Consider the following 19,388-nt stretch of genomic DNA (forward strand, 5'->3'; position numbering starts at 1 on the left):
CGAAGCTAGCCGACCTGATTCAGTTCGAACACGCAATCGATTGCGTGACCGTTCCAGTTGTATTCGAGATACGCGGCGTGATGACAGTCGCGCAAGAGCGTCGTGCGCAGCGCGGCGAGACATTCGCCTTGCGGATCGCGCACCGACGGATAAACGATGCCCGGCGCGCCCGCCGCCCGCACCGCCCGGCCGAGCGCCATGCCGGGCGCGTAGTCGTCCGGCGCGAGAATCCGCGGATCGAGCCCCGCTTGCGCGATGCGATCGCCCCTCACATCCACCACTTCGCCGCGCGCCGTCACGCGGTAGAGCCGCATCTGCTGGCGCAGCGGCGCTTCCTTCGTCGCGGCGAGAAAGAGGCCGGCGTGATAGCGCGTCTCGGCAATCGCGGTCTGCCGGTCGCGAGCGCAATAGAACACGCCGTAGCTGCCGTCCGAGAAACGGCTGCCGTTCGGGTTCAGATGCGTGAAGGCGGCCATGATCGGGCCGCAGCCGGGCCCGAAACAACGTTCGTCGGGCGGCACGAGATCGAGCTCGCCGACTTCGGTGCGCAGGCGGTCGTTGGTCATGGCTTCGAGCGCGTACAGCGCGTCGAAATCTTGCGGCGATGCCACCCGGTCGAAGAGATTCACGGCGGGAAAGCGAGTCGGAATCACGCGATACGCCGGCGACCAGTCCAGTTCGGCGTGCGGCCAGCGGTCCCGCCAGTTCGATACATCCTGAGTGCCCGTCACGCCCAGCCGCCCCGCATTGCATCGAGATACTGCCGGACGGCGACGAGATCGCTGACGTTGCCCGCGAGCATACGTTCGAGGGCGGGCCGGCCGCCGAACGCGGGCGCGGTGTTCGGGCGTTTGACCCAGGTATCGGCGGCTTGGGGATCGGGCAAAAGGATTTGCAGCGCCTTATAGATGCCGAGAATCAGCGACAGGCGTTCGAGCGTGTCGCGCCCGACGCGCGCGGCTTGCGGCGCGTTCTTCCACTTGAAGAAGGTCGACCGCCCGGGTTTGCCGAGCAAGACGATTTGCTCGTCGGCGGAAAGCGACCACGCTTCCGCGATCTTGAAAAAGGCGCGCAGGCCGGCAGCGGACAGGTCGCCGAGATCCGGCGCGGGACGCGGCGCCGGATGGCCGGCCGCCGACGATGCGGCGCGTGCGGCATGGGGCATGTCGTTAAGTCTCCAAAGGAACCTTTAACGCATGTTAGTCCATATCTGGATTTATACAAGATAAATGTAGCTTCGGCGCGCCGTCGTGCGGTCAATCGTCGTCGTCGGCGGGACCGTAGCAGCGGCCCGGTGTATGCGATTGAAGCGCATCCGCGATATCGGACGGCGTGCAATCCGCTCGCAGCACGCGCCGCTGCACGCGCGGATCGCTCTTGAGCGTCCATTCGACGGTACGATACGGCTCGCCCCAGGGCGGCTCGATGGGCGCGGACAAGCGGCAGCGGCTCAACTGGAGCGCCGTGTGGCGGCGCATGGCGCGGGCGAGATTGGCGAAAGGGCGCGCGGCGGTGTTGGCGGACATGGCACATTCCTCACGTGAATGCCCGGCTGTCGGCGGCCGGGCGTGATCGCGTATTGAGTGTGTGCGCCGACAATTAAGCCCGGCTTAATCGCTATCCGCTGCGTGCGTTATGCGGCAAAACGCCGCTCGCCGCGCGGTCTCCGCTGCGCCGCTGCGTCGCTGCGCCGGTCAATAGCCGCTTCGGCATTTTCGCCACGGCGCGCATCGACAGTTTGCCGGCCCGCTGCATTACTGTATATTCGTACAGCTTGTCTGCACCAAGGAGCTTGCCGATGATCTCTCGCAACGATTCGCTCGAAGCTGCCGCGCTCGAACGCTTCATGCGCGCAAGCCGCGCCGTGGACGCCGCCTTCGACGCCACGCGAGGCGAGCCGCAGTTCGAAGAGGGCACGCAATCCGTCGCGCGTTCGCTTGCACGCCTGGACGCCGCGCTACGCGAGCTGGAAACCTCCGAACGCACGCTCGACGCAATTCTGTCGCGCAGCGCGCGTCAGGGCCACTGAGTTGCAACCGATACTGAACCGATGGAGCGAAACGAATTGAAACTCGCATTCCTGACGATGGCTTTCGTGCTCGGAACGTCGCCGGTCATGGCGGCGCAGCGGTACACGGAAGTCTGGAATCCGCCGGAAGCGAAGTCGCAATCGGCTAAGAGCAAGGCGAAGACGCACGCCGCATCGCGGACGGCCGCAAAGAAGAAGGCCCGAAGCGTGGCGGCGGTCAAGCAGATCGCCGACAAAGCTGCCATCCAGACACCGACGGTCGTGCCGCGCGAGAAGGCGGCGTCGCCCCGGCAGACGGAGCCTGTCATTCCCCGGAAAATCGAGCCGAACGGTCAGGTGATGCAGGTCTGAACCGCACCGCATGGAAACGAAGAAGGGCGCTCCGTCGAGCGCCCTTCTTTTTTTCCAGCGAGGCGGCGGACGCTTGCGGCGCCCGCCCGATGTCATAGGCGGCCCATCAACAACAGAACGATCACGACGATCAACACGACGCCGAGAATTCCGCTGGGTCCGTAGCCCCAGCTTCGGCTGTGCGGCCAGGACGGAATGGCGCCGATCAACAGCAAAATCAGGATGATGAGCAGGATGGTTCCGATCGTCATTTCACTTCTCCTTATAAAAGACCGCGCGACCATCCGGCTCGACGTGGACCTCCCAACCCGCTACACGTCTTAGCGCAGCGGCACTTAAGCCGCTGGCCGTCCGGCGTTGCGATCGACAAGGAGCGAAAAGCAAGGCCCGTGCCGTGCACGGCGCGGGCTCGGCAGTAAGGCGGCGCACGCGTCGGCAAGCATGCGTGCGGCGATGCCGATTGTCAAAATGAAAGACGGGGTATCGGCGCGCGCAAAATTTTCAATGCCGAAGCGCGCGCCCGACCATGCGTCAGAACAGCCCTCGGAACGCCCAAAAGAGCGCGCCGGCTAGCGCGATCGAAACCGGCAGCGTGAGCAGCCACGCGAGCGCCAGACTGCGGACGGTTCGCCATTGCAGACCCGAGCCGTTGGCGGCCATCGTGCCCGCCACGCCGGACGACAGCACATGCGTCGTGCTGACGGGCAGGCCGTAGACGTCGGCGGCGCCGATGGTCAGCATCGCGACGAGTTCCGCCGATGCGCCTTGCCCATAAGTCAGATGCGTCTTGCCGATGCGTTCGCCCACCGTCACGACGATGCGCTTCCAGCCGACCATCGTCCCGAGCCCGAGCGCCACGGCGACCGCCACCTTCACCCACGTCGGAATGAACTTCGTCGCGTGATCGAGCTGATGCTTGTAGTTGTCGAGCACGGCGACGTCGGCAGGCGCGAACGCGGGCGACTTCTGCTTCTCCATCACGCGCAGGGCTTCGGACGCGATGTACATCTCGTTTCGCACGTTGCGGACGTTGCCTTGCGGCACGGAGGCGATCGTCTCGCTCGGGCGGATCTGCGATTCGATCGAGCCGATCAGCGCCTTCAGCGAGGCGATGGTGTCGGGCGCGAGCTTCTTCGTTTGCACGAACTTCTCGACCTGCGCTCGCGCGTCCGGCGCCGCGGACGCGCCGCCGCTGTATCGCTGGAGCGTTTCCGTCGCGCTGTGGCTCACCGCGAGGAACGTCTGCGTCTCGGCAGGGGTGACTGCCTTGTTGAGCGCGTAGGCCGTCGGCACCGTGCCGATCAGGATCAGCATGATGAGGCCCATGCCTTTCTGGCCGTCGTTGGAGCCGTGCGCGAACGACACGCCGGTACACGTCAGGATCAGCAGGCAGCGAATCCAGAAGGGCGGCGGCGTGTTCTTCTTCGGCTCCTGATAAAGCTCCGGCACGCGGACGACGAGCTTCAGCACGTACAGCAGAAAGCCCGCGAGCACGAAACCGACGAGCGGCGAAAACAGCAGCGACTTACCGACCGACACTGCCTGGCTCCAGTCGACGCCCGACGTGCCGTTGCTTCCGTGCAGCATTTGATTCATGAGGCCGACGCCGATGACCGAGCCGATCAGCGTATGCGAGCTCGACGACGGCAGCCCGAGCGCCCACGTGCCGAGATTCCAGATGATCGCCGCGATCAGCAGCGCGAAGACCATCGCGAAGCCCTGCGAACTGCCGACGCCGATGATCAGTTCGACCGGCAGCAACTGAAGGATGCCGAACGCGACTGCGCCGCTCGAAATCAGCACGCCGATGAAGTTCCACGCGCCGGACCACACGACGGCGAGGTTGGGCGTCAACGAGTGCGTGTAGATGACGGTCGCGACGGCGTTGGCCGTATCGTGGAAGCCGTTGACGAACTCGAAGCCGAGCGCGATCACGAGCGCGACGCCGAGCAGAAGGTAGGGAAACACCGACGATTCGCGCACCGGCGCGAGATCCTCGAACAGGTGCAGGATGCAATACACGACGCCCGCTCCAATGGCGAGCAGAAACAGCAGGAACGCGAAGCGTTGCCCTGGCGTGCGGCCTTGCGTTTGGGGAAAGACAACCTGGTTCATGGCGCGTCCTTGAGGCGAGGAACTCCGGCAACGGTGAAGCGTTAGGCCGGCGAAGGAAAGTGGTCATGTTTCATGGGGCACATGTCCGTTTCGTGACTCTCGGAACAATTCCTATTTCCTCTGATGTGTGCCGCCATCGGCCGTGGGAGCAACGCTGGCGCTGAACGCGTCGATATAATTCGCGGCACTTTCCGCGCATTCCCTCATTCGAGAGGCGACCGATGACCAACGAAACACCGCCCGCCGTCCCCGAACCGCTCGAGTTCGGCGGCTCGGTCTGGATAAAAAGCGGTGGCGAAACGCTCGGCGGCGCGGGGCGCATCGCGCTGCTGGCAGCGATTCGCGATACCGGATCGATCACCTCGGCCGCGAAACGCGTCGGCATGAGCTACAAGGCGGCGTGGGACGCAGTCGATACGATGAACAATCTCGCGGGCGAGCCGCTCGTGGCCAGCGCGACCGGCGGCCGGGGCGGCGGCGGAACGAGACTGACTGCGTCGGCGCTGCGGCTCATCGACACGTATCACGCGGTGGAGCGCGAGCATCGCAAATTTCTTGAGCACGTGAGCGAGGCCATCGAAGGCTTCGACCGCGATTGGCGGCTTATCGGGAGATTGGGGATGAGAACGAGTGCGCGAAACCAGCTGGCCGGCAAGATCACGAAAATCACGCGCGGCGCGGTGAACGACGAAGTGGAACTCGGCTTGCCGGGCGGTCAGACCATCGTCGCGGTCCTCACGCATGAGAGCACGGAGGCGCTCGGCTTGCAGCAAGGCAGCGACGCGTTCGCGCTCATCAAGGCGTCGTGGGTCATGCTGATGGAAGACGCGCCCGCGAAGCTGTCGGCGCGCAATCAGTTGCGCGGGACCGTCGCCAGCGTGACGCGCGGCGCGGTCAACGCCGAAGTGACGCTCTCGCTCGACGAGTCGACGACTGTCACCGCGATCATCACGAATCAGAGTGCGGAGGCGCTCGGGCTGGCGGAGGGCCAGAGGGCTGTCGCCGTCGTCAAGGCGTCGAGCGTGATCATCGGCGTGAACGACTGACGCATCTTCGATTGCTTTACACGGCGGCGGGCTCGCGCGGCGCGTGCGAGTCGGCGCGCCGGTCCGGCACGCGATAGATTTTCGCCTTCCAGCGCGCCCGAACGTACGGGCGCTCGTGGCCCGACAATCCGAGCGCGATTTCGGTGATCCAGTGTTGCGTCGGCACCGGCACGCCATGCAGCGCCACGACGACCGCGCCGAGGCTTGCCGCGACGGGCGCGGGCGAAAACTTGCCGGCTTCCGCTTTCCACGCGATGCGCACGAACGCGATGGCAACCGCGCCGCCGAGCGCGCAGCCCGCGACGACTTCCGATACCGAATGCGCGTTGACCACCACGCGCGATCCGCCGATCAGGGCGCCCAGCAGCAGGCCCACGGCCACGCCGCCCGCGCGCAACGCGCCGCGTGCCGGCAGAAGCGCGACGAAGAGCGCCACGGGAAGCACTGCGGTCGCCATGTAAGCGTGGCCGCTGATGCCCGTGAAGTCGATATTGCGCACGCCGATTCCCCAGCCGATAAACGCGATCTTGCTCAGAGCCACGCATGCGCTGCCCGCGCCGAGGAGCGCGAGCCATTCGAGCGTGTACTTCCAGCGATAACCCAGCGCGAGCCACGCCGCAGCCGCGAGCCCGACGGGCAGCATGACGCCGACGCTGCCGAGCGCGGTGATGCGTAACCAGAGCGAGATGGGAATTTCGACGTTCATCGAGGGCAATAGGAATAGCAGTTGCTGCATTGCGGCAGCGATGGAATTAGAAAGCCGGTGCGAGCAGCAGTATACCGGTTGGGAAGAAGACGAAATTTCGGCTCATTCTTTGTTTGCATCGCGGCTCATCCGGCAACAAGTTCGGTCTTATTGGTCTAAATGTCGCAAACCTCCAGCTGGGGTGTGGCAAAGGACTCGGCGAGTCGCTGCATTTAATGGTATTGTGCAGTGCAACACGACGCGCCACGCGTGCGTCATCTGAAACACGCTTTAGGAGAACCAGCCGAATGTCGAAGAGCCTTACCAAACTCTGGTTGCGTGGCTTGAGACGCCTGGTCGCTGTCCAAGCCGAGAGCATCCACCCGCCCAAGCCGCGCCCGGCCACGAAGCCCGCGCGTTCCAAGACCGTACGGTCCAAGCTCAAGTCAGGCGCCGCCGCGAAGGCCGCGGCTTTCGCCCCGGCCGCGCGCCGCCCCGAAACGCGCGAATCCCGCGTCCGGCCGCGTGCTTCCGCATGGGCGCGCGGCAAGTGGGACCGTTCGTATCATTCGGCGCCGCCGACCGCCGGCCGTTTCGTCAACCACCTTTCCTACGCGTTGTATGTGCCGCCGAGAACCGGCCTGGGCCGCATGCCCGTCGTGGTGATGCTGCACGGCTGCAAGCAAAGCGCCGACGACTTCGCGCAGGGCACGCGAATGAATCTGCTCGCGGACAAATACGGCTTCGCGGTGCTGTACCCTGAGCAGTCGAAGCATGACCATCCGCATCGCTGCTGGCGCTGGTACGACGATTCCGACAGCGGCGGCGGCGGCGAGGCCGCGTCCATCGTCTCGCTGATTCGCGCGACGGTCGCCGAGCACCAATTCGACCCCGAGCGCGTCTATCTCGCGGGGATGTCGGCGGGCGCAGGGCTCGCGGCGCTGCTCGCGGTGCGCTATCCGGACTTGTTCGCGGCGGTCGGGCTGCATTCGGGCGTTGTTTTCGGCGAGGCGAACTCGGCAATCGGCGCGATGGACGTCATGCGCCGCGCAAGCCGCACCGACCCGGTGACGCTGATCGACGCCGCGCTCGACGTGCGGGACTACCCGGGCATGCCGGCGGTCATCATCCACGGAGAACTCGATTCGGTGGTGTCCGCCGAGAACGCCGAGCAACTGACGCAGCAGTTCCTTCGGCTGAACGGCTTCATCGACGCAGCGGGCAAGCCGCGCGCGGGCGAAGTACGGGAGGAAACGCATCCCGATGGCGTCGTGCGCGACTATTTCAAGAACGGGCGGCGCGTCGTCAAGACGTCGATCGTGCGTGGGCTCGGCCATTCGTGGGCCGGCGGCGACGACACGGTGGCGTTTCATTCGTCCAAAGGGCCGGATTCATCCGCCGTGCTGTGGGAGTTCTTCAAGCATCAGCGCCGCTCCAGCGAAGCCGCGCGCGCGGTGTTCGTCGCTTGAACGTGGCCGGCTTTGTTTCAGGTGTTGCAATTTCGTCTTTAGTATCAGCGTTCTAGCGGTAAATGCTGGCGCTGGCTCAGGGATTACCCTATAATCACGCTTATAGGTAGTTACCCCAGTATCCAGCGAGGCCAATCATGTTCCTGCTTTCCCGTATTTTCCTGTTCCTGACCAAGACCGCTGAAGAGCGTGACCGCGAGCGTGACGACGCGTACCTCGCTGAAGCCACCGACATCTACGATCTCGAATATCGCATGAAGAAGTTGGACCAGCGTGCGGCAGCCCGTCATCCGTCGTGGATGGCGAACTGAGTCGCCCTCGGCGCGAGTTCGAGTCGATGTGAAAAAGCCGGCAGTCAGCCGGCTTTTTTGTTGCCTATTCGCCGCATTCACGCGGCACCGTCAGCGTCCCGAGGCGCCGGACGTGTTCGGCAGGTCCGGCGTGTCCGGCGTCTGCACGCCGAAGCAGCCGCGATACGTCGCGTAGAAAGAGCAGTAGAGCGCGGTGGTCACGAGAATCGACGCTGGCATCAGCACGGCGAACGCCATCTCCTGTCCGACGCCGAGCGCCTGCATCAGCGCCGTGATCCCGAACGAAATGGCAAGCGCCACCGCAATCCATAGGACGCCGTACAGGATGAACGCGCCGCGATTGCGCCAGCAGGAAACCAGGCTGAAGAACAGCGCCTTCGCGGTCGGAACCTCGTGCCACGCAATCAGAATCGGCGAGAACCAGAACAGCATGGCGACCGGCAGATAACATGCCATGGCGACGAGTACGGCCAGCGGACTGAAGCCGGCCGCGACCGTCTCCGGATCGCCGGACGGTCCGTTGCCCATCATCAGGTTGAGGAGCGCGCCGCCGTCGACGAGGGCGGAGACGCCGAAAATCACCGCCATCGCGACGACATAGAGCGCGCCCAGCACCAGCAGGCGGCGCGCGACCACGCTCCCGTACGAGCGGAATCCGTCGACGAGGATGGTCGGCCAGACGGGCTTGCCGGCGATGGTGTTCCTGCACGCGGCCATGAAACCCACGGCGACGCCGGGGATGAACAGGAGCGGCAGCAACGGACCGACGAGCGGCACGCGCGAAATCAGCGTCATCACGAACAAATAGGCGAAGAACACCGTGAGGAACGCAAACGGGTTGCGGCGGAAGAGCCAGATGCCCTGGCGAAACCACACGTAGCCGGTTTTAGCGGGAACTTCGATCAGTCGCATGGGAGTCGCTGAATTACTGTTTGGCGGAAGAGGACGCGGCTTGGACGCGCTCGCGCAGAATGCGCTCGAAATGGCCGGGATCGTGCGCCTTCAGCATCTGCGCTTCGCGCGGTCGATGAAAGTCATAGAGCCGCGACACCCAAAAACGCATGGCGCCCCCGCGCAGCATGTCGTTCCAGTGGCGTTCCTCGGCCGGCGTGAAAGGACGCACGGTTTGATAGGCGCGCAAAAGCGCATCGACGCGGGCCGCATCGAGCGCGCCGGTCGCCAGGTCGACGCACCAGTCGTTCACGGTCACGGCCACGTCGAAGAGCCACTTGTCGACGCCCGCGAAATAGAAATCGAAGAAGCCGCCGAGCCGCGCGTGCTCGCGTCCATGCGCGAACAGCACGTTGTCGCGAAAGAGGTCGCAATGGCACGGGCCGGCGGGCAGCGCGGCGTAGTCGGCCGAGGCAAAAAAGGCGGTCTGATGCGCGAGTTCGGATTCGATGAGTTCGCGCTGGCTGTCGCTCAGGAAATCGATGATGGCCGGCACATTCTCTTGCCACCACGGCAGGCTGCGCAGATTCGGCTGATGCCGCGCGAAGTCGCGCCCCGCGAGATGCATGCGCGCGAGCATGTTGCCGACTTCGATGCAGTGCGCGGGCGTCGGCGCCAGTTCGGGCGCGCCTTCGAGCTTCGTGACGATGGCGGCCGGCTTGCCGCGCAGCATGCCGAAGAGCGAGCCGTCGCAGCGCGGCATCGGATCGGGAACCGGCACGCGATGCGAGGCGAGATGCCGCATCAAATCAAGATAGAACGGAAGCTGCGTGGCCGTCAGATTCTCGAAGATCGTCAGCACGTATTCGCCGTGCGTGGTCGTGAGGAAGAAGTTGCTGTTTTCGATGCCCGATTGGATGCCGCGAAATTCGACGACATCGCCGAGATCGTAGTGTTGCAGCCAGTCGCCGAGCTCGGCGTCAGAGACGGGGGTGAATACGGCCATGCAGGAAACGTCGGTCTGGTTGATTGGCCCGCGCGGGGCCGAATGACGAAGCCCGCTCACGAAGAGCGGGCTCGAAGCTATCTTACTTGACTCAATAACGCAGATTCACGGACGGCAGGCGCGTGCTCGCGCGGCCGTTGTCGCGCACTTGCGGCGACGTATCCGCAGGCGCGCTCATCTGATAATGCGTGCCGAAATTCGAGTGGACGTTGATTTCGACAGGCTTGCCCTTGTCGCGATACTCGGTGATCTCGGTCCCGTTCGGGCTCAGTTCGTGAAAGCTCGGCGTGCGCGGCGGCGAAATCTCGACCTTGGAGCTGACATTGGCGGGCGGACGGTTGATGGCCTTGAGATCCGGAAGGCCCGCGGCTTCTTCCGCCGACATGGTGTGCTGAGCCGGTTGCGCCGCCGGCGGGTTCGCGTCGGATATCGGCTGCGCGATGGCGCCAACGCTTGCGGCGGCGAGGACTGCCGCCGTCGCGACAGAAAGAAGCGGCTTCATGATAATTCTCCAGGGATGGCCGGATTCTAACAAACCCTGTCGAAGCGTAACGGACTGCGTTGCGTGGCGCGTGTTAGCCTTATCGGAAGGCGCGCGGTAGGGGCTTCACGGTCTGCACTTTCTTCCGTGTTAATGTCGATTCATCGACAAGGCATTGAAGCACACGCACACAAAACCATGACCAACGACCGCACTCAAACCACGCAAGGCACGCCGGCCAACGATTTTCCGACCGAATCCTTCGATGACCCGGTCGCCGCCGTCACGCGCCTTTCCGCCATTTACGAAGCGAACACGTCTTTCCTGCGCGACGCCTTCGCGCGCTACCGGCGCAACGAGCAGTTCACGCATCGGGTGCGCGCGTGCTATCCGTTCGTGCGAGTGCGAACGGAGCTGAACACGCACATCGATTCGCGCCGCTCGTACGGCTTCGTCGCGGGGCCGGGCATCTTCGAGACCACGCTCACGCGCCCCGACCTCTTCGGCGATTATTATCGCGAGCAGTTGCGCCTGCTCACGAAGAATCATCACGTGGGCATCGAAGTGGGCGTGTCGGCGCAGCCCATTCCGATCCACTTCGCGTTTGCGGAAGGCATTCACCTCGAAGGCGATCTCGACCGCGACCGCCTGCTCGCGATGCGCAATGTCTTCGATACGCCGGATCTCGCGCTGCTCGACGACCGCATCGTCAACGGCACGTACGAGCCGGGTCCGGGCGAGCCGCATCCGCTCGCGCTGTTCACGGCGGCGCGCGTGGACTTCTCGCTGCATCGGCTGCGTCATTACACGGCGACGTCGCCGACGCATTTCCAGAACTATGTGCTCTACACGAACTACCAGTTTTATATCGACGAGTTCGTGAAGCTCGGCCGCACGCTGATGTCGCGCGCCGACGACGAAGAGACGCGCGCGTATCGCAGCGAATATTCGTCGTTCGTCGAGCCGGGCGACGTCATCACGTACAACGCGAATCTCGGCGAGCAGCCCGACGAAGGCACCGCGCTGGCCCGTTTGCCGCAGATGCCCGCCTATCACCTGAAGCGCGCGGACGGCAGCGGCATCACGATGGTCAATATCGGCGTGGGGCCGTCGAACGCGAAGACGATCACGGATCACATCGCCGTGCTGCGTCCGCATGCGTGGGTCATGCTCGGGCATTGCGCGGGCCTGCGCAATACGCAGCGGCTCGGCGACTATGTCCTCGCGCATGGTTATGTGCGCGAAGATCACGTGCTCGATGCCGATCTGCCGCTCTGGGTGCCTGTGCCGGCGCTCGCCGAAGTGCAGGTCGCGCTCGAAAAAGCGGTGGCGCAGGTGACGCAGCTTGAAGGTGTCGAACTGAAGCGCGTTATGCGAACGGGGACGGTTGCGAGTGTCGATAACCGCAACTGGGAACTGCGCGATCATCGCGAGCCGGTTCAGCGCTTGTCGCAAAGCCGCGCGATCGCGCTCGATATGGAAAGCGCGACCATCGCCGCGAACGGGTTCCGCTTTCGCGTGCCGTACGGGACGTTGCTTTGTGTATCGGACAAGCCGCTGCACGGTGAACTGAAGCTGCCGGGCATGGCGGACCAGTTCTATCGCGTGCAGGTGGATCAGCATTTGCAGATCGGCGTGAAAGCGATGGAACTGCTGCGGATGAACGGCTTGTCGAGGCTGCACTCGCGCAAGTTGCGGAGTTTCGCGGAGGTGGCGTTTCAGTAACGAAATGCACGCGGGCGAGCGGCGCAGGGTCGCCGCCCGCGATGCAGTGTTTTATTGTTGCGGGCGCGGCGCGCTCAACAAGCGCGTGTAGTTCATCCAGCCGGTGACCGGTGCGTCCGTGCCGTGGGAGGGCGTGCAGCCGGTTTGCTGATCCAGTTCTTCGGGCGTGCAATACGCGCCTTCATACGTCACCCGAACCCACGGCGTGTTGGCTCCCGACGACTCGGTGACGTTCCGGATCGTGGATGTATCGGCACTAATCTTCGAGTCCTTTGGAACGATCAGCAGCGCTGCGCAAGTCGAGCCGGGACACGAACGCATGTTCATGTCGATGCCGCCAAGCCACATGTCGATGATGCCGCGGTCGCTCGAAGTGACCGGCGCGGGTGCCGATTCTGTCGGCTGACTCGGCGCAGGGGACGACGCCCGCGCCACGCTCAGCCGGCTGATTCTGTTGAGATCGTCGTTGCTTATGCGGCGCACGAAGCCGAGCACGTCCTGTTGTCCGTCACTGCCCGTCATCGTCAGGTTGTAAGCCGTGTGATCCGCGTTCCACTTCTTGCGAAGCGTGAGGATCTCTTCCTTGCGATTGACGACGGTGTTGACGTTCACCGTTTCCTCGCCAGGATCGACGTCACCCAGCGTGACCGCGAGCGGTGTGTCGCCCTGAAGGATCTGCAAGCGGTTGTCGGAGTATTGAATTGTCGTGAGTCCGATTGCGGACGACGAACTCCAGACGCCGGATATGTCCTTCAAGAGAGCGAGTTTCGCGTCCTGCGCGGTGGCGGACGGAGTGACGGCTGGCGTATTGGTCGCCTTATCGCAACCAGCGATTAGCGAGACGGCCATTGCGGTCGCGACGGTCAGTTGGAGTGTTCGATACAGCGCTTGCTTCATGCTTGCTCCAGGCTTGCCACTGGGGGCAAATGACGGCGGCTCTTCGATCAGACGCCATCCCGAAGAGCCGAGACTATTAATGGAAGCCGTGGAATCGACGCGAGGTACCGCTCATGCGGCCGGTATGCGCGTTCCCAATGCGGCGCGGGCGCGAGCATACCGTTCACAACGCTGTCGTTTATGGAAAAGTGTGAAGCCGCGGCAAGGCCTTGCCGGGAAGAAGAAAAGGAAGGACCAAGGGCGGTCCTTCCCTTGATGAATCGACAGCCTTACAAATAAAACATCCGATCCTCGTCCGACTTACCCTCAGCCGGCTCTTCGACCTTCTCTTCGCGGTCTTCATAGAACCGCAGCACGGCATCGAGCACCTGATCCGGCTCGTCGATGACCTGCATCAGATCGAGGTCCTTCTCGCTGATCACGCCATTGGTCAACAGCGTCTTCTTGAACCAGTCGAGCAGCCCCGCCCAGAACTCGGCGCCGACGAGCACGATCGGCACATGACGCGACTTCTTCGTCTGGATGAGCGTGAGCACTTCCGCGAGTTCGTCGAGCGTGCCGAAGCCGCCCGGCATCACGACGACCGCATCCGAATTCTTCACGAACGTGACCTTGCGCGTGAAGAAGTGACGGAAGCGCAGCGAGATGTCCTGCCACTGATTGCCCGACTGCTCGTGCGGCAATTCGATGTTCAAACCCACCGACGGCGACTTGCCCGCGTGCGCGCCCTTGTTGGCCGCTTCCATGATGCCCGGACCGCCGCCCGAGATGACGGCGAAGCCTGCATCGGAGAATTTTTGCGCGATTTCGATGGTGCGCTGATAGTACGGCGACTCCGGTTTCAGACGGGCCGAACCATAGATGCTGATGGCAGGGCGGATCTCCGAGAGGTACTCGGTCGCCTCGATAAACTCTGCCATAATCGTGAACATCTGCCACGACGCGCGGGCCTTCTTGGCTGTCGCGCGCTCTTGATCTGCGAGTGATCGCAGACTCGGAATCACTTTTCTCTTGTTCATAATGCCTGAAGAACTCAGTCTTGAAGGTAAGACCCTGCTATTGGTCGACGGTTCTAGCTACTTGTACCGGGCTTACCATGCGATGCCTGACCTGCGTGGTCCCGACGGCGGTCCCACCGGCGCACTGTATGGGATGGTGAACATGCTGCGGCGCCTTCGCCGCGAAATCAATGCAGAGTATAGCGCGTGCATCTTCGACGCCAAGGGTAAGACCTTCCGCGACGACTGGTACGCCGACTACAAAGCCAACCGTCCTTCGATGCCCGAAGACCTGAGCAAGCAGATCGAGCCCATCCATGTCGCGGTGCGCGCGCTCGGCTGGCCGCTCGTGATGATCGAAGGCGTAGAGGCCGATGACGTCATCGGCACGCTCGCCGTGCAGGCCGAAAAGCGCGGCATGAAGGTAATCGTGTCGACGGGCGACAAGGATCTGGCTCAGCTCGTGACGGATCATGTCACCCTCATCAATACGATGACCAACGAAACGCTCGATCGCGCAGGCGTCGTGAACAAGTTCGGCGTGCCTCCGGAGCGCATCGTCGACTATCTGTCGCTCATCGGCGATACGGTCGACAACGTGCCCGGCGTCGAAAAGTGCGGACCCAAGACCGCGCTCAAATGGCTTACCGCATACGAAACGCTCGATGGCATCGTCGCACACGCGAGCGAGATCAAAGGTGCGGTAGGAGACAATCTGCGCAAGGCTCTGGACTTCCTGCCGATGGCGAGAAAGCTCGTGACCGTGCACACGGCATGCGACCTCGCTTCGCAGATCGACTCCATCGAAGAGACGCTGCAAACGCGCCCCGAATCCCGCGACGAGTTGCGCGACGTGTTCCTGCGTCATGGCTTCAAGACGTGGCTGCGCGAGATCGAAATCGCGGATGCCGTCGAAGGCCCGACCGATACGCCGCCCGCCGAAGTCACCGAGATCGTTCACCACTACGAGACCGTGCAGACGTGGGAGCAGTTCGATGCATGGCTCGCGCGCATTGAAGCCGCCGAGATCACCTCGTTCGATACGGAAACCACCTCGCTCGATCCGATGGTCGCGCAGATCGTCGGGCTGTCCGTGGCGGTCGAGCCGGGACATGCCGCGTATATTCCGGTCGCGCATCGCGGGCCGGACGCGCCCGTGCAGTTGCCGCGCGACGAAGTGCTCGCAAAGCTGAAGCCCTGGCTCGAAGACGCATCGAAGAAGAAGGTCGGCCAGCATCTGAAATACGACGAGCAAGTGCTGGCCAATCACGGCATCGAACTGAACGGCGTCGAGCACGACACGCTGCTGCAATCGTACGTGCTGGAGTCGCATCGTCCGCACGACATGGACAACCTCGCGCTGCGGCATCTGGGCGTGAAGACCATCAAGTACGAAGACGTGGCGGGCAAGGGCGCGGCGCAGATCGGCTTCGACGAAGTGGCGCTGGAGAAGGCCGCCGAATACGCAGCCGAAGACGCCGACGTGACGTTGCGCCTGCATCAGACGCTTTATCCGCAGGTCGCGGAAGAAGAAGGGCTGCTGCGCGTGTATCGCGATATCGAAATGCCGACCTCGCGCGTGCTGCGCAAGATGGAGCGCAACGGCGTGCTGATCGACCGCGAGAAACTCGACGCGCAAAGCAACGAGATCGCCAAGCGCCTGATCGAACTACAGACCGAAGCGTACGAGCACGCAGGCGGCGAATTCAATCTCGGGTCGCCCAAGCAGATCGGCCAGATTTTCTTCGAGAAGCTGCAATTGCCCGTCGTGAAAAAGACGCCGAGCGGCGCGCCTTCCACGGATGAAGAAGTGCTGCAAAAGCTCGCCGAAGACTATCCGCTGCCGAAGGTGCTGCTCGAACATCGCGCGCTGTCCAAGCTCAAGTCGACGTACACGGACAAGCTGCCGCGCATGGTCAATCCGTCCACGGGCCGCGTGCACACGAACTACGCGCAGGCCGTCGCGGTGACGGGGCGCCTGTCGTCGAACGAGCCGAATCTGCAAAACATCCCGGTGCGAACGGGCGAAGGCCGGCGCATTCGCGAGGCGTTCATCGCGCCGCCGGGCAGCAAGATCGTGTCGGCAGATTATTCGCAGATCGAACTTCGCATCATGGCGCACATTTCGGGCGATGCGTCGCTCATGCGCGCCTTCACGGCAGGCGAGGACGTGCACCGCGCGACGGCATCCGAAGTGTTCAGCGTGACGCCGCTCGAAGTGGACAACGACCAGCGGCGCATCGCGAAAGTCATCAACTTCGGCCTGATCTACGGCATGAGCTCGTTCGGGCTCGCGTCGAATCTCGGCATCACGCGCGACGCGGCGAAGCTCTATATCGACCGCTATTTCGCGCGCTATCCGGGCGTGGCCGCGTACATGGAAAACACGCGCGTCACGGCGAAAATGAACGGCTTTGTCGAAACCGTGTTCGGGCGGCGTCTGTGGCTGCCCGAGATCAACGGCGGCAGCGGCCCGCGCCGTCAGGCGGCCGAGCGCGCCGCGATCAACGCGCCGATGCAGGGCACCGCCGCCGACCTCATCAAGATGTCGATGATCGCGGTGCAGGACTGGATCGAAAAAGCGGGCATGCGTACGAAGATGATCATGCAGGTCCACGACGAACTCGTGCTCGAAGTGCCCGAAGAAGAACTGCCGGACGTGCGCAAGCGTCTGCCCGAACTGATGTGCGGCGTCGCCGAACTGAAGGTGCCGCTCGTCGCGGAAGTGGGCGTCGGCAACAACTGGGAAGAAGCGCACTGAGGGCGCACTGAGCGGCCGGCATGAAGCATATGCCCTACATGCGACGGCGGCGCTTGTGAATGCCGCGTCGCATCACGCACAATGAGGCAACGAGGCGAGCGGACAGCGCCGTGCAATCCATCAGGCAAAGGGAGAGCTCTTCATGCATCGCTTCATTATCGTCGGCGGCGGGGCGGGCGGCCTCGAACTCGCGACGCGTCTCGGTGACCGCTTCGGTTCGGGCGAAGGCAAGGCGGACGCCAAGACCAACGCCAAAACGCCGCGCGCGCAGATCACGCTCGTGGACCGCAATCCGACGCACATCTGGAAGCCGTTGCTGCACGAAGTCGCGGCGGGCAGCATGGACCCGTTCACGCAGGAACTCGAATACGCGGCGCAGGCGCTGTGGCACGGCTTCGAGTTCCAGCAGGGCGAGATGATCGGCCTGAATCGCGCGGCAAGGCGCATCACGATAGGCGCGCTGCGCGACGACGAAGCCGGCGAACTGCTGCCGCAGCGCGAGCTGGAATACGACACGCTCGTGATCGCGATCGGCAGCACGACGCATTTCTTCGGCGTCGAAGGCGCGCAGCAGTATTCGATTGCGCTCGATACCGTTGGCCAGGCGGAGCTTTTCCGCAAACGGCTGATCGCCGCGTGCATGCGCGCCGAGCATGTCGTGCCGGAACTCGCCGTCGAAGGGCCGGCGCAGGAGCCGGTCGTCGTGGAAGCCGCGCCGCGCATTCAGATCGCGATTGTCGGTGCGGGCGCGACGGGCGTCGAACTGTCGGCGGAACTGCGCAACACCGCGCAAGTGCTGTCGGCGTACGGCTTGCACAAGCTCGATCCGAAGAACGACATCGGCATCGTGCTGATCGAAGCGGGGCCGCGCATTCTGCCGGCGTTGCAGGAGCGCGTGTCGACCGCGACGGCGGAACTGCTCACGAAGCTCGGCGTCAAGCTGATGACTGGCGAGACCGTCGCACAGGTCTCGCGCGACTCGATCCGCACGGCGAGCGGCAAGATCATTCGCGCGGACCTGACGGTGTGGGCGGCCGGCATCAAGGCGCCCGCGGTGCTGTCGCAACTCGACGGCCTGCCGACCAATCGTCTCGGCCAGTTGGTCGTGCGCCGCACGCTGCAAACCGAAATCGACGACAACGTCTTCGCGCTCGGCGATTGCGCGGCCTGTCCGTGGCCCGGCAACGAGCGCAACGTGCCGCCGCGCGCGCAGGCGGCGCATCAGCAGGCGAGCTTTCTGTTCAAGGCGTTCGCGCGGCGCATGGACGGCAAGCCGCTGCCCGAATACACCTATCGCGATTTCGGCTCGCTCGTTTCGCTCGGGCATTACAGCGCGGTCGGCAATCTGATGGGCGGGCTGATCGGCGGGAACATGCTGATCGAAGGGCTCTTCGCGCGCTTCATGTACATGTCGCTGTACCGGCTGCACGTGGCTGCGCTGCATGGCTACGCGCGCATGGTGCTCGATACCTTCGCGCACTGGCTGCGCCGGTCCACCGCGCCGCGCGTGAAGCTGCACTGACCGCTTAAGCGCTTGCGGAACAAAGCTGTTTAGAATGGGCGGCGCGCCGTGTCGTGCGCGCCCGGGCGATGCGGCTTGCCGCCCGTGTCTGGTCGTGTAGCGTCGCGCTGAGACGTTTCAGCGCGGTTTCCGGTTCAGTGCCATCGGTGCGGCTGTGGCTCGACGACGCGAGCGACCGCATCGGCGGCGCGTTCGCGGCGCTTGCCGCAGGAGCTTCGTATGCTGAGTCCCGAAGTCGACAGCCTCATCCCGCACGTTCCGTTCGATCGACGCACCTTCATCAAGGCCGCTTTCGGCACCGGCTTCGCGGCCGCCGTGCTGCCCGTCTCCGCGCAGACCATTCATACCGATGCCGACGGCCTCGAAGCCGGCGCGATCGGCGTGCGCGGCGCGGACGGCACGCTGATTCCCGCGTATCGCGCGCAGCCGCTCGGCAAGACGCATCTGCCGGTCATCATCGTGATTCACGAGATCTTCGGCGTGCACGAGCATATCGCCGATGTCTGCCGCCGCTTCGCCAAGCTCGGCTATCTCGCCGTCGCGCCGGATCTTTATACGCGGCAAGGCGATGCGTCGGTGTATCCGTCGATTCAGCAACTCAACGATCAGATCGTCTCGAAAGTGCCGGATTCGCAGGTGCTCTCCGATATCGACGAGACGGTCAAATGGGCGGGCGAGCACGGCGGCGATGTGAAGCGGCTCGGCATCACCGGCTTTTGCTGGGGCGGACGCATTACATGGCTGTACTCGGAGCACAATCCGCGCGTGAAGGCGGCGGTCGCGTGGTACGGGCGCCTCGCCGGCAACAAGACGGCGAATTCGCCGAGCAATCCGATCGACAACGCCGGCGAGCTGAAGGTGCCCGTGCTGGGCCTTTATGGACGGCAGGATCCGAGCATCCCGCAGGACACCATCGAGCAGATGAAACAGGCCATCGCGAACGGCCCGCCGAGCGCGCGCGGCTCGCAGTTCGTGGTCTATGACGACGCGCCGCACGCGTTTTTCGCCGATTATCGTCCGAGCTACCGGAAGGCCGACGCCGAGGACGGCTGGAAGCGCGCGCTCGCGTGGTTCCGCGAGCACGGCGTCCGTTAAGAAGGC

At 63.9% G+C, this 19,388-nt stretch carries 20 protein-coding genes; 9 read left to right on the forward strand and 11 right to left on the reverse strand.

The annotated features are described in order from the left end of the window. Window positions 1-5 precede the first annotated feature (5 nt). The 3 genes from NCR35_RS14785 to NCR35_RS14795 form a co-directional block, all read right to left on the reverse strand. Entirely contained in the window at window positions 6-731 is a 726-nt protein-coding gene (locus NCR35_RS14785) for an RES family NAD+ phosphorylase (RefSeq protein WP_250534908.1), read from the reverse strand. Further along, entirely contained in the window at window positions 728-1,165 is a 438-nt protein-coding gene (locus tag NCR35_RS14790; RefSeq protein ID WP_206469176.1) for an MbcA/ParS/Xre antitoxin family protein, read from the reverse strand. The genes NCR35_RS14785 and NCR35_RS14790 overlap by 4 nt, the downstream gene beginning before the upstream one ends. Window positions 1,166-1,256: 91 nt before the next feature. Next, window positions 1,257-1,526 (reverse strand): DUF2866 domain-containing protein, encoded by a 270-nt coding sequence (locus tag NCR35_RS14795; protein ID WP_244849823.1) that lies wholly within the window; start codon window positions 1,524-1,526, stop codon window positions 1,257-1,259. 272 nt (window positions 1,527-1,798) lie between these two features. Between NCR35_RS14795 and NCR35_RS14800 the strand changes: the two genes are divergently transcribed. Together NCR35_RS14800 and NCR35_RS14805 are read left to right on the forward strand one after the other, a co-directional pair. Next, complete coding sequence (locus tag NCR35_RS14800; protein WP_250534909.1) at window positions 1,799-2,029, forward strand: hypothetical protein; 231 nt, start codon at window positions 1,799-1,801, stop codon at window positions 2,027-2,029. 36 nt (window positions 2,030-2,065) lie between these two features. After that, window positions 2,066-2,380: a hypothetical protein gene (locus NCR35_RS14805; RefSeq protein WP_250534910.1), complete on the forward strand. Its 315-nt coding sequence runs from the start codon at window positions 2,066-2,068 to the stop codon at window positions 2,378-2,380. A 92-nt stretch (window positions 2,381-2,472) separates the two neighbouring features. Here the strand turns inward: NCR35_RS14805 and NCR35_RS14810 are convergent, their stop codons facing one another. Beyond that, window positions 2,473-2,631, reverse strand: a complete 159-nt coding sequence (locus tag NCR35_RS14810; protein ID WP_244849826.1) for a DUF3309 family protein — start codon at window positions 2,629-2,631, stop codon at window positions 2,473-2,475. Between the two features lie 280 nt (window positions 2,632-2,911). Beyond that, the gene (locus NCR35_RS14815; protein WP_244849827.1) at window positions 2,912-4,495 is read right to left on the reverse strand and encodes an inorganic phosphate transporter; all 1,584 of its coding nucleotides are present in this window, start codon (window positions 4,493-4,495) and stop codon (window positions 2,912-2,914) included. Between the two features lie 221 nt (window positions 4,496-4,716). Here NCR35_RS14815 and NCR35_RS14820 point away from each other — a divergent pair, with 221 nt between their 5' ends. Then, window positions 4,717-5,541: a TOBE domain-containing protein gene (locus NCR35_RS14820; RefSeq protein WP_250534911.1), complete on the forward strand. Its 825-nt coding sequence runs from the start codon at window positions 4,717-4,719 to the stop codon at window positions 5,539-5,541. A gap of 16 nt (window positions 5,542-5,557) precedes the next feature. Here the strand turns inward: NCR35_RS14820 and NCR35_RS14825 are convergent, their stop codons facing one another. Further along, window positions 5,558-6,277, reverse strand: a complete 720-nt coding sequence (locus NCR35_RS14825; protein ID WP_250534912.1) for a phosphatase PAP2 family protein — start codon at window positions 6,275-6,277, stop codon at window positions 5,558-5,560. A gap of 257 nt (window positions 6,278-6,534) precedes the next feature. On the opposite strand from NCR35_RS14825, the gene NCR35_RS14830 reads away from it, so the two are divergent. Both NCR35_RS14830 and NCR35_RS14835 read left to right on the forward strand, forming a co-directional pair. Next, window positions 6,535-7,695, forward strand: a complete 1,161-nt coding sequence (locus tag NCR35_RS14830) for an extracellular catalytic domain type 1 short-chain-length polyhydroxyalkanoate depolymerase (RefSeq protein ID WP_250534913.1) — start codon at window positions 6,535-6,537, stop codon at window positions 7,693-7,695. 137 nt (window positions 7,696-7,832) lie between these two features. Then, complete coding sequence (locus tag NCR35_RS14835; RefSeq protein WP_175940956.1) at window positions 7,833-8,006, forward strand: DUF3563 family protein; 174 nt, start codon at window positions 7,833-7,835, stop codon at window positions 8,004-8,006. Between the two features lie 90 nt (window positions 8,007-8,096). Here NCR35_RS14835 and NCR35_RS14840 read toward each other — a convergent pair whose 3' ends face one another. From NCR35_RS14840 to NCR35_RS14850, 3 genes are all read right to left on the reverse strand, one after another. Then, entirely contained in the window at window positions 8,097-8,918 is an 822-nt protein-coding gene (locus NCR35_RS14840) for a BPSS1780 family membrane protein (RefSeq protein WP_250534914.1), read from the reverse strand. Window positions 8,919-8,931: 13 nt separating this feature from the next. Next, window positions 8,932-9,903, reverse strand: coding sequence for a homoserine kinase (locus tag NCR35_RS14845; protein WP_250534915.1), 972 nt, complete (start codon window positions 9,901-9,903; stop codon window positions 8,932-8,934). Between the two features lie 91 nt (window positions 9,904-9,994). Continuing rightward, entirely contained in the window at window positions 9,995-10,405 is a 411-nt protein-coding gene (locus tag NCR35_RS14850; RefSeq protein ID WP_250534916.1) for a hypothetical protein, read from the reverse strand. 177 nt (window positions 10,406-10,582) lie between these two features. Here NCR35_RS14850 and NCR35_RS14855 point away from each other — a divergent pair, with 177 nt between their 5' ends. After that, a complete protein-coding gene (locus tag NCR35_RS14855; protein ID WP_250534917.1) occupies window positions 10,583-12,109 on the forward strand; it encodes an AMP nucleosidase in 1,527 nt (508 codons plus the stop codon). A gap of 51 nt (window positions 12,110-12,160) precedes the next feature. On the opposite strand, the gene NCR35_RS14860 is transcribed toward NCR35_RS14855, so the two are convergent. Together NCR35_RS14860 and NCR35_RS14865 are read right to left on the reverse strand one after the other, a co-directional pair. Continuing rightward, window positions 12,161-13,006, reverse strand: coding sequence for a hypothetical protein (locus tag NCR35_RS14860; protein WP_250534918.1), 846 nt, complete (start codon window positions 13,004-13,006; stop codon window positions 12,161-12,163). Between the two features lie 269 nt (window positions 13,007-13,275). Then, complete coding sequence (locus NCR35_RS14865; RefSeq protein WP_175940962.1) at window positions 13,276-14,025, reverse strand: LOG family protein; 750 nt, start codon at window positions 14,023-14,025, stop codon at window positions 13,276-13,278. Between the two features lies 1 nt (window position 14,026). Between NCR35_RS14865 and polA the strand changes: the two genes are divergently transcribed. From polA to NCR35_RS14880, 3 genes are all read left to right on the forward strand, one after another. After that, window positions 14,027-16,765: a DNA polymerase I gene (polA, locus tag NCR35_RS14870; protein ID WP_250534967.1), complete on the forward strand. Its 2,739-nt coding sequence runs from the start codon at window positions 14,027-14,029 to the stop codon at window positions 16,763-16,765. 142 nt (window positions 16,766-16,907) lie between these two features. Continuing rightward, window positions 16,908-18,287, forward strand: a complete 1,380-nt coding sequence (locus NCR35_RS14875) for an NAD(P)/FAD-dependent oxidoreductase (protein WP_250534919.1) — start codon at window positions 16,908-16,910, stop codon at window positions 18,285-18,287. A gap of 219 nt (window positions 18,288-18,506) precedes the next feature. Beyond that, the gene (locus NCR35_RS14880) at window positions 18,507-19,382 is read left to right on the forward strand and encodes a dienelactone hydrolase family protein (RefSeq protein WP_250534920.1); all 876 of its coding nucleotides are present in this window, start codon (window positions 18,507-18,509) and stop codon (window positions 19,380-19,382) included. Window positions 19,383-19,388 lie beyond the last annotated feature (6 nt).

The organism is Caballeronia sp. AZ10_KS36, from assembly GCF_023631105.1.
In the GTDB taxonomy this organism is placed as follows: Bacteria; Pseudomonadota; Gammaproteobacteria; order Burkholderiales; family Burkholderiaceae; genus Caballeronia.

What these genes read in the sequence shown, in the direction of transcription:
- NCR35_RS14850 (WP_250534916.1), bottom strand. Translation starts at nt 10,405, where the DNA reads ATGAAGCCGCTTCTTTCTGTCGCGACGGCGGCAGTCCTCGCCGCCGCA.
- NCR35_RS14845 (WP_250534915.1), bottom strand. Translation starts at nt 9,903, where the DNA reads ATGGCCGTATTCACCCCCGTCTCTGACGCCGAGCTCGGCGACTGGCTG.
- NCR35_RS14810 (WP_244849826.1), bottom strand. Translation starts at nt 2,631, where the DNA reads ATGACGATCGGAACCATCCTGCTCATCATCCTGATTTTGCTGTTGATC.
- NCR35_RS14875 (WP_250534919.1), top strand. Translation starts at nt 16,908, where the DNA reads ATGCATCGCTTCATTATCGTCGGCGGCGGGGCGGGCGGCCTCGAACTC.
- polA (WP_250534967.1), top strand. Translation starts at nt 14,027, where the DNA reads ATGCCTGAAGAACTCAGTCTTGAAGGTAAGACCCTGCTATTGGTCGAC.
- NCR35_RS14825 (WP_250534912.1), bottom strand. Translation starts at nt 6,277, where the DNA reads ATGCAGCAACTGCTATTCCTATTGCCCTCGATGAACGTCGAAATTCCC.
- NCR35_RS14855 (WP_250534917.1), top strand. Translation starts at nt 10,583, where the DNA reads ATGACCAACGACCGCACTCAAACCACGCAAGGCACGCCGGCCAACGAT.
- NCR35_RS14795 (WP_244849823.1), bottom strand. Translation starts at nt 1,526, where the DNA reads ATGTCCGCCAACACCGCCGCGCGCCCTTTCGCCAATCTCGCCCGCGCC.
- NCR35_RS14820 (WP_250534911.1), top strand. Translation starts at nt 4,717, where the DNA reads ATGACCAACGAAACACCGCCCGCCGTCCCCGAACCGCTCGAGTTCGGC.
- NCR35_RS14865 (WP_175940962.1), bottom strand. Translation starts at nt 14,025, where the DNA reads ATGAACAAGAGAAAAGTGATTCCGAGTCTGCGATCACTCGCAGATCAA.
- NCR35_RS14840 (WP_250534914.1), bottom strand. Translation starts at nt 8,918, where the DNA reads ATGCGACTGATCGAAGTTCCCGCTAAAACCGGCTACGTGTGGTTTCGC.
- NCR35_RS14830 (WP_250534913.1), top strand. Translation starts at nt 6,535, where the DNA reads ATGTCGAAGAGCCTTACCAAACTCTGGTTGCGTGGCTTGAGACGCCTG.
- NCR35_RS14880 (WP_250534920.1), top strand. Translation starts at nt 18,507, where the DNA reads ATGCTGAGTCCCGAAGTCGACAGCCTCATCCCGCACGTTCCGTTCGAT.
- NCR35_RS14790 (WP_206469176.1), bottom strand. Translation starts at nt 1,165, where the DNA reads ATGCCCCATGCCGCACGCGCCGCATCGTCGGCGGCCGGCCATCCGGCG.
- NCR35_RS14815 (WP_244849827.1), bottom strand. Translation starts at nt 4,495, where the DNA reads ATGAACCAGGTTGTCTTTCCCCAAACGCAAGGCCGCACGCCAGGGCAA.
- NCR35_RS14860 (WP_250534918.1), bottom strand. Translation starts at nt 13,006, where the DNA reads ATGAAGCAAGCGCTGTATCGAACACTCCAACTGACCGTCGCGACCGCA.
- NCR35_RS14800 (WP_250534909.1), top strand. Translation starts at nt 1,799, where the DNA reads ATGATCTCTCGCAACGATTCGCTCGAAGCTGCCGCGCTCGAACGCTTC.
- NCR35_RS14835 (WP_175940956.1), top strand. Translation starts at nt 7,833, where the DNA reads ATGTTCCTGCTTTCCCGTATTTTCCTGTTCCTGACCAAGACCGCTGAA.